Origin of the sequence: Rhodoplanes sp. (genome assembly GCF_013377085.1) — a bacterium.
Taxonomy (GTDB): Bacteria; Pseudomonadota; Alphaproteobacteria; order Rhizobiales; family Xanthobacteraceae; genus Rhodoplanes.
Map to the genome: position 1 here is coordinate 25,708 of NZ_JACAAX010000059.1, position 7,859 is coordinate 33,566.

The 7,859-nt window shown below is 71.1% G+C and carries 5 protein-coding genes and 1 pseudogene; 2 read left to right on the plus strand and 4 right to left on the minus strand.

What is annotated here, in order from left to right; genetic code table 11:
- The first annotated feature begins 39 nt into the window (after positions 1–39).
- Both purF and HXX10_RS27035 read left to right on the plus strand, forming a co-directional pair.
- Entirely contained in the window at positions 40–1,536 is a 1,497-nt protein-coding gene (gene purF, locus HXX10_RS27030) for an amidophosphoribosyltransferase (RefSeq protein WP_296526427.1), read from the plus strand.
- Positions 1,537–1,834: 298 nt separating this feature from the next.
- Positions 1,835–2,575: an SDR family NAD(P)-dependent oxidoreductase gene (locus HXX10_RS27035; RefSeq protein ID WP_296526428.1), complete on the plus strand. Its 741-nt coding sequence runs from the start codon at positions 1,835–1,837 to the stop codon at positions 2,573–2,575.
- A 55-nt stretch (positions 2,576–2,630) separates the two neighbouring features.
- Here HXX10_RS27035 and HXX10_RS27040 read toward each other — a convergent pair whose 3' ends face one another.
- The 4 genes and pseudogenes from HXX10_RS27040 to HXX10_RS27055 form a co-directional block, all read right to left on the minus strand.
- Positions 2,631–4,517: an acyltransferase family protein gene (locus HXX10_RS27040; RefSeq protein WP_296526429.1), complete on the minus strand. Its 1,887-nt coding sequence runs from the start codon at positions 4,515–4,517 to the stop codon at positions 2,631–2,633.
- A 321-nt stretch (positions 4,518–4,838) separates the two neighbouring features.
- Complete coding sequence (locus HXX10_RS27045; protein WP_296526430.1) at positions 4,839–6,107, minus strand: TCR/Tet family MFS transporter; 1,269 nt, start codon at positions 6,105–6,107, stop codon at positions 4,839–4,841.
- Positions 6,082–7,518 carry a ribosome biogenesis GTPase Der gene (gene der, locus HXX10_RS27050; RefSeq protein WP_296526431.1) on the minus strand — a complete coding sequence of 479 codons (1,437 nt, stop codon included), beginning with the start codon at positions 7,516–7,518 and terminating at the stop codon, positions 6,082–6,084. Before der ends, HXX10_RS27045 begins: the two co-directional genes overlap by 26 nt.
- A gap of 105 nt (positions 7,519–7,623) precedes the next feature.
- Positions 7,624–7,859, minus strand: a pseudogene (locus HXX10_RS27055) (OmpA family protein); the annotation flags it as partial.

The following is a 7,859-nucleotide window of genomic DNA, read 5'->3' on the forward strand; positions in this document are numbered from 1 at the left end:
GGCCGGCCCGGCCCTGGACAAGCGCCCGAGGACTGCCCGATGACCGCCTCCACGCCCGCTTCGACCGAGCAAGGGACTCACCTGTTCGACCCCGCGCTCGACGGCGACCGCCTGCGCGAGGAATGCGGCGTCTTCGGCATCTACGGCCACCGCGACGCCACCGCCATCACGGCGCTCGGCCTGCACGCCCTGCAGCACCGCGGCGAGGAGGCGGCCGGGATCGTCTCGTTCGACGGCCAGCGATTCCACTCGGAGCGGCGGCTCGGCCTGGTCGAGGACACCTTCTCCAAGCGCCACATCATCGACCAGCTCCCCGGCCACGCGGCGGTCGGCCATGTCCGCTACTCGACGACGGGCGGCACCATCCTGCGCAACGTCCAGCCGTTCTTCGCCGAGCTCGACCAGGGCGGTTTTGCCATCGGCCACAACGGCAACCTCACCAACGGGCTGACGCTGCGCCGCCAGCTCGTCGGCGAAGGCGCCATGATGCATTCGACCAGCGACACCGAGGTGATCCTGCACCTCGTCGCCCGCTCGCGCCGCACCGGCTTCGTCGACAAGTTCATCGAGGCGCTGCGCCTGCTGGAGGGGTCCTACTCGCTGGTCGCCATGACCAACAAGAAGCTGATCGGCGCCCGTGACCCGCTCGGCATCCGTCCGCTGGTGCTGGGCGAGCTCGACGGCTGCCCGATCGTCACCTCGGAGACCTGCGCCCTCGACATCATCGGCGCCAAATATGTACGCGACGTCGAGAACGGCGAGGTCGTGGTGTTCGACGAGCATGGCGCCCAGTCGCACAAGCCGTTTCCGCCGGTGCCGCCGCGCCCCTGCATCTTCGAGTACATCTATTTTGCGCGGCCCGACTCCGTCGTCGGCGGCCGCAGCGTCTACGAGGTCCGCAAGAACATGGGCCGCGAGCTCGCCCGCGAGGCGGCGGCCGCCGCCGACGTGGTGGTACCGGTGCCGGACTCCGGCGTGCCGGCGGCGATCGGCTACGCCCAGGAATCCGGCGTCCCCTACGAGCTCGGCATCATCCGCAACCACTATGTCGGCCGCACCTTCATCCAGCCGACCCAGTCGGTGCGCGAGCTCGGCGTCCGCCTCAAGCACAACGCCAACCGCGCCGTCGTCGCCGGCAAGCGCATCGTGCTGATCGACGATTCGCTGGTGCGCGGCACCACCTCGGTGAAGATCGTGCAGATGATGCGCGAGGCCGGGGCGACTGAGGTGCACTTCCGCATCGCCTCGCCGCCCATCACCCACCCGGACTATTACGGCATCGACACGCCGGAGCGCGACAAGCTCCTGGCCGCCAACCACACGGTCGAGGAGATGCGGCAGATCATCGGCGCCGACAGCCTCGCCTTCCTGTCGGTGGACGGCATCTACCGGGCGGTCGGCGAAGAGGGCCGCGACGCCGCCCGGCCGCAGTTCACCGACCACTGCTTCACGGGCGAGTACCCGACGCCGCTGACCGACAAGTCCGCCGACGCGAGCTCGCCGCGCCAGCTCTCGCTCCTGGCCGAGGCGAGCTGAGGGGGCGTCCGCAGCGCGACGCGGTCGCTGCGCGACTCGTTGCATCGTGCTCTGGCGGCGGCGGTCGAGCCGATCATTGCAAAATTGATCGAGGTCTATATTCCCTCTGCGGAAATGGTGCGTCATCGGACGTCCGCGCACCTCGGGCAGACCGACACGGGGACCTTCGCCACTGCCCAGGCCGACGACGTGCTGGTCCTGACCGACGATTTCCGACTCTCCGCCACGCTGTCCCGCGTCGGCCGAGACGTCTTGAACTTCAATCACATCAGATCATTCGATTGGACCCGACCTTCGCATGACCAAACCCCTCTTCGAACAGATTGCGCTCGTCACCGGGGCGTCGCGCGGCATCGGCTACGCCACCGCCCTGGCGCTCGCCAAGGCGGGCGCCCATGTGGTCGCGGTCGCCCGCACGGTCGGTGGCCTCGAGGAGCTCGACGACGCCATCCAGGCGGTCGGCGGCACCGCGACGCTGGTGCCGCTCGACCTCGAGGATTTCGACGGCATCACCCGCCTCGCGATGGTCCTCGACGACCGCTACGGCAAGCTCGACGTGCTGGTCGCCAATGCGGGCCAGCTCGGGCCGGTGTCGCCGCTGGCGCATGTCGAGACCAAGGAGTTCGAGACGCTGATGAAGGTCAACGTCACGGCGAACCTGCAGCTTCTGCGCTGCTTCGATCCGCTACTGCGCAAGGCGAGCGCCGGCCGGGTCGTGGTGGTGAGCTCCGGCGCCGCCCATGCGGGCCGCGCCTATCGCGGGCCCTACGCGATCTCCAAGGCCGCCCTCGAGGTCATGGCCCGCACCTATGCGGCCGAGACCGTGACGACGCCGGTGCGCGTCAATATCTGCAATCCCGGCCCGACCCGCACCAAGATGCGGGCCCAGCTCATGCCGGGCGAGGATCCGCAGACCGTGCAGCCGCCCGAGGACGCCGCCGAGGCGATCCTGTCGCTGTGCCTGCCGAGCTTCCAGGAGACCGGCCGGCTGTTCGACCTGCGCGCCGGTCGCCTCCTGCACTACAATCCGCCGGACTGAGACCGGACCTGGGTGATCCCTGGGGTGGTCATTCCGGGACGGCGCCCATCTCGCCTCACGGCAGGCCGAGCGCCCCGACCAAATAGTCCGAACCGAACGCCGTGAGATGCCCGGTGTCCCAGGCCAGCAGCCCGGCCGGCGCGCTGCCGACAAAGGTGCGGCAGCCGCGGGCGTCGCACAGCGCCCGGTACGGAGAGGCATAGGCGAGGCCGAGCCGCGCGGCCGTCTCGGCCAGACGCTGGTCGAGCTCGTCGAGCCCCGGCTCCATCGCGTAGACCATGCGGTCGGGATAGGTGCCGTCGCCGCGTAGCGCGTAGCGCACCAGCGCCTTGGCGACCGGCAGGCGCCATTGCGGCACGGGTCCGACCAGGACGATCTGCTTGACACCGATGTCGCGCAGCACCCGCACCGTGCGGTCGATCCCGCTCCAGTCATAGCTTCGCCAGTTCGCCGCCAGGATCACGATGTCGGGGCGCAGCGCGGTCGCGCGGGCCACCACGTCGTCGTTGATGGCGCGACAGTTCTCCCGAAACGAGAAATCGACCCCGGGCAGCGGCGGGCAGGCGGCCGCCGTGAACTGAGCGAGCGGCCGATCGGCCCGGCTGAGCCCAGGATAGAGATGCGCCGCGTGCGAGTCGCCCCACAGCATCACCAGCGGCGCCGTGGCGCTCTGCTGCGGCGCCGGGCAGTTCGGGAAGCCGATCTCCGACATGGTCGCCAGGAAGCACGACCCACCCCGATAGAACGGCACGGAGTCGTAGCGGTAGCTGGCGAGGCCCTCGACCTCGGCCGGAAAGCGCCCCGGCAGGCCGTCCAGCAGATGGGTGACCCAGGCCCCCGCCCCGGCCAGCACCAGCGCGACCGACAGCGTCGTGATCCGCAGGCGGCGCCAGGACCCGAACCGGATCGGCCGCTCGATGAAGGCGTAGGTGCCCCAGGCGAGCAGGACGGCGAGCGCGACGGCGGCGAGCCGCAACGGCACGCTCGGCTCCTGCATGGTGGCGATCCCGGCGAAGGACAGCAGCGGCCAGTGCCACAGATAGAGCGGGTAGCTGATCAGCCCGACCCACACCATCACGGGATTGCCGAGCACGAACCGGTTGACCAGCGTCCCCGGCCCGGCGGCGATCAGCAGCACGGCGCCGGCGACCGGCAGCATCGCCCGCCAGCCCGGAAACGGCATGCTGCGGTCGAGCGCGACCAGCGAGACGAGCAGCAGAGCCGCGCCGGCGACCGCCATCGCCTCGCGCACGGCCGGACGGGCCGGACCGCCGGTCCCGGAGACCGCCGCCTGCGCCAGCATGGCACCGGCCAGGAGCTCCCAGAACCGCACCAGCGGCGAGAAGAACGCCTTCGGCGTCGCCGCGTCGACCCAATACAGGTTCCAGGCGAGCGAGGCCGCCCCGATCACCAGGATGCCGATGCGCGGATCGTGGCGCAGCCGCCAGCCGATCCACAGCACCAGCGGCCAGACGATGTAGAACTGCTCCTCGACGCCGAGCGACCACAGATGCAGGCCGGGCTTGGTCTCGGCGGCGCCGTCGAAATAGCCGCCCTCCTTGCGCAGCGCCAGATTGGCGATGAACGCCGCCCCGGCCGCCAGGTGCTTGGTGAGGGCCCGGAACTCGTCCGGGAACAGCATCGCCCAGCCGATCGCGTAGGAGGCGACCAGCACCGTGACCAGGGCCGGAACGATGCGCAGCACCCGCCGGGCGTAGAAGTCGGCGAAGCTGAAGGTGCCGCGGGCGAGGCTGCCGAGGATGATGCCGCTGATCAGGTAGCCGGAGATGACGAAGAACACGTCGACGCCGACGAATCCCCCGGGCATCGCAGCCGGAAACGCATGGAAACAGACGACCGAGAGAATCGCGACGGCGCGCAGCCCGTCGATGTCGGTGCGGTAGCCGAGATGCACGAGCGCGCCAGCCGCCGGCCGGGCCACGCCCGAAACCGCGATTGGATCATAAGAACCAGCCGCAACATCTTGCGATGCCATGCTTTCCCCTGCCCCGCCCCGCCGTCGCCACGCCGTCGCACCGCCCCCGGCACGACCACCCGCCCCTGCACGCTGCCGTGACCGACGATGCGTGTGCCGTCCGCGCCGGCGCACCACCAAGCGCGCCGCGACTCCGGTCGAACAGAAATGATCAGCAATAATTACGGCCAGTCGCGGGCAGCGCAACCGCTTTCGCCGGAGCGGGGTTTCGAAAGGGAGCGGGAGAGACCGGGCGGCAACAGCCGCGCGCCGGCGGAGAGCGCTTACCTACCGGGTCGCCCGCCAGGCGATGCCGGCCGCCAGCGCCAGCAGGGCGGCGGCGAGCAGGTACGGCGCGCCCGGCCCCGGAAAAGCCTGGCCCGGTGACGCCAGCGCCAGCGCATAGGCCTGCGAGAACAGGCCCGGCCCCAAAAGCCCGGCGATGCCCTGCAGGCAGGCGTTCGCCCCCTGCAGGCGGCCCTGCTCGGACGGGCCGAGGCGGGCGCTCATCAGGCTGTTGGCGGCGGCGTTGCCGAAGCCCCACAGGCTCATGAACGGGATGCCGAGCCAGAACATCCAGCCGACCGGCGCCAGACCCTGGATGGCGAGGCCGAGGATGCCGCTGCAGAAGCCGCCCAGCATCGCGGCGCGCTCGCCGAACCGCCGCACCCCGGGGCCGATCAGGCCGCCCTGCACGATCACGGCGGCGAACCCGACGGCCGCCATGGTGAAGCCGATGGTGCGCTCGTCCCAGCCGTAGCGGAACGTCAGGTAGAGCACGCCGACGATCGGCATGACGTAATGGGCGAGCTGGCTGACGAACCAGGCGCCGGCGAGCGACAGGAGCTGCGGCTGCGAGCGCAGCAGCGACAGTGCGCCGACCGGGTTGGCGCGGGCGAGCGACAGCGGCGCCCGTTTTTCCGGCGGCAGCGACTCGGGCAGCACGAAGAACCCGTAGAGCGCATTGAGCAGGCTCAGGCCCGCCGCGATCCAGAACGGCAGCCGCGGATCGACGCCGCCGGCGAGCCCGCCGATCGCCGGGCCGAGCACGAAGCCGATGCCGAAGGCCGCCCCCAGCATGCCGAAACGCGCGGCGCGCTGGTCGGGCGGCGTCACGTCGGCCACATAGGCGAAGGCGGTCGAGACGCTGGCCGAGGCCATGCCGGAGACGACCCGCCCGACGAACAGCCAGCCGATATTGGGGGCGAGCGCCATCACGACATAGTCGAGGCCGACCCCGAAATTGGAGACGAGAATCACGGGCCGGCGGCCGAAGCGGTCCGACAGCGCCCCCTGCACGGGAGAGAAGACGAACTGCATCAATGCGAAAGCAGTGCCGAACAGGCCGTAGGTCGCGGCCGCGGCGACCTGGTCGCCGCCCAGAAAGTCGGCGACGAGGCGCGGCAGCACCGGCACGAAGAGGCCGACCGACAGCATGTCGATCGCCACCGTGACGAAGATGAAGCCGAAAGCGGCGCGCCGCGGGCCGGGCGGCGCAGACGCCTCCCCGACCGAACCGTCCGCCCCAGCCTCAGCGTCCCCTGGCCCGGGTCGCATACGGGTTGGCTTTTTCGCGCAAGGTTAGCCTGATCGGCGTGCCGGGCAGCTCGAAGGCCGTCCGCAGGCCGTTGATCAGATAGCGCTTGTAGGATTCCGGCACCGCATCGGCGCGGGTGCAGAAAATGACGAAGCTCGGCGGCCGCGCCTTCGGCTGGGTGATGTAGTTGAGCTTGAGGCGGCGGCCCGACACGGCCGGCGGCGGATGGTTGTCGATGGCGCCGTCGAGCCAACGATTGAGCGCGTGGGTGGCGATCCGCTTGTTCCACACCGCATGGATGTCGAGCACGGCCTGCATCAGCCGGTCGAGGCCGAAGCCGGTCAGCCCGGCGACCGCCACGATGGGCAGCCCGGCGAGCTGCGGCAGCCGGTGCTCGGCGTCCTCGCGCAGCCGCTTGAGCGCCCCCGCCTCGCCCTCGGCGAGATCCCATTTGCTCAGGCCCAGCACCAGCGCCCGGCCCTCGCGCTCGACCAGATCGGCGATGCGCAGATCCTGCTCCTCGAAGGGCGCGGTGGCGTCCATCAGCAGCACCACCACCTCGGCGAACCGGATGGCGTCGAGCGCGTCGGAGACCGACAGCTTCTCGAGCTTGTCCTCGATCTTGGACTTACGCCGCATGCCGGCGGTGTCGTACACCTGGAACTCGCGCCCGCCCCAGACGAGGTCGACCGCGATGGCGTCGCGGGTGATGCCGGCCTCCGGGCCGGTGAGCAGGCGGTCGGCGCCGAGCAGGCGGTTGATCAGGGTCGACTTGCCGGCATTGGGGCGGCCGACCACGGCGATGCGGATCGGCCGCACCGGCGCGCCCGCGTCCACCGGCTCCTCGCCGGCCGCCTTGGCCTCGCGGGCGACGATCTTGGCCTCGCGCTCGGCCGCGACCTCGCTGCGGGTCAGCTCCGCGGCGATTCTGGTGTGCTCGGGCAGCGCCTCCCGCAGCGCGTCGTAGAGGTCGGAGAGCCCCTCGCCATGCTCGGCCGAGACGCCGATCGGCTCGCCCAGACCGAGCCCGAAAGCTTCGTATATGCCAGCACTTGCCGCACGACCTTCGCTCTTGTTGGCAACCAGAACGACGGGCCGCCCGGCCTTGCGCACCGCCGCCGCGAAGGCGCGGTCCGTGGGAGTGAGGCCGGCGCGGGCATCGACCAGGAACAGGATGGCGTCGGCCTGCGTCATCGCGGTCTCGGTCTGGGCCCGCATGCGGCCGGCGAGCGATTCGCCCGGTGCCTCCTCGAAGCCCGCCGTGTCGATCACCGTGAAGTCGAGGTCGCCGAGCCGGCCGGTGCCCTCGCGACGGTCACGGGTGACGCCCGGCTGGTCGTCGACCAACGCGAGCCGCTTGCCGACCAGGCGGTTGAACAGGGTCGACTTGCCCACATTGGGGCGTCCCACAATGGCGATCGTGAAGGACATCGGGGTCGCCGGTCGGCCTCTCGCAATGGAATGGACGCGGCAACGCGATGCGCCGCCGCGCGCCTGCATAGCACAGGCGGCGGACGGCGTACGCGGTGTTTCAGGTCAGCGCGAGAAGCTGCCGGGCGCCGGCGCGGACGGCCAAGGCAGCGGTGCCGCCGGCTCGGCCGTGGTGCCGGCGCTGCTGCTCGTCGCCGGCGCAGCGGCCTGAGCGGGCGGCGCCGGCCGCACCGGCACCGACTGGACCGGCGTGGCGGGAGCCGGCCGGGACGTGCGGGTCGGGGCCGGCGCGGGAGCCGGAGCCGGCTCGGCATCCGGGTCGACGGCGGCCGGCGGGGCCG

Coding starts and splice junctions, on each gene's coding strand:
- HXX10_RS27045 (WP_296526430.1), bottom strand. CDS start 6,107: ATGCGACCCGGGCCAGGGGACGCTGAGGCTGGGGCGGACGGTTCGGTC.
- purF (WP_296526427.1), top strand. CDS start 40: ATGACCGCCTCCACGCCCGCTTCGACCGAGCAAGGGACTCACCTGTTC.
- HXX10_RS27035 (WP_296526428.1), top strand. CDS start 1,835: ATGACCAAACCCCTCTTCGAACAGATTGCGCTCGTCACCGGGGCGTCG.
- der (WP_296526431.1), bottom strand. CDS start 7,518: ATGTCCTTCACGATCGCCATTGTGGGACGCCCCAATGTGGGCAAGTCG.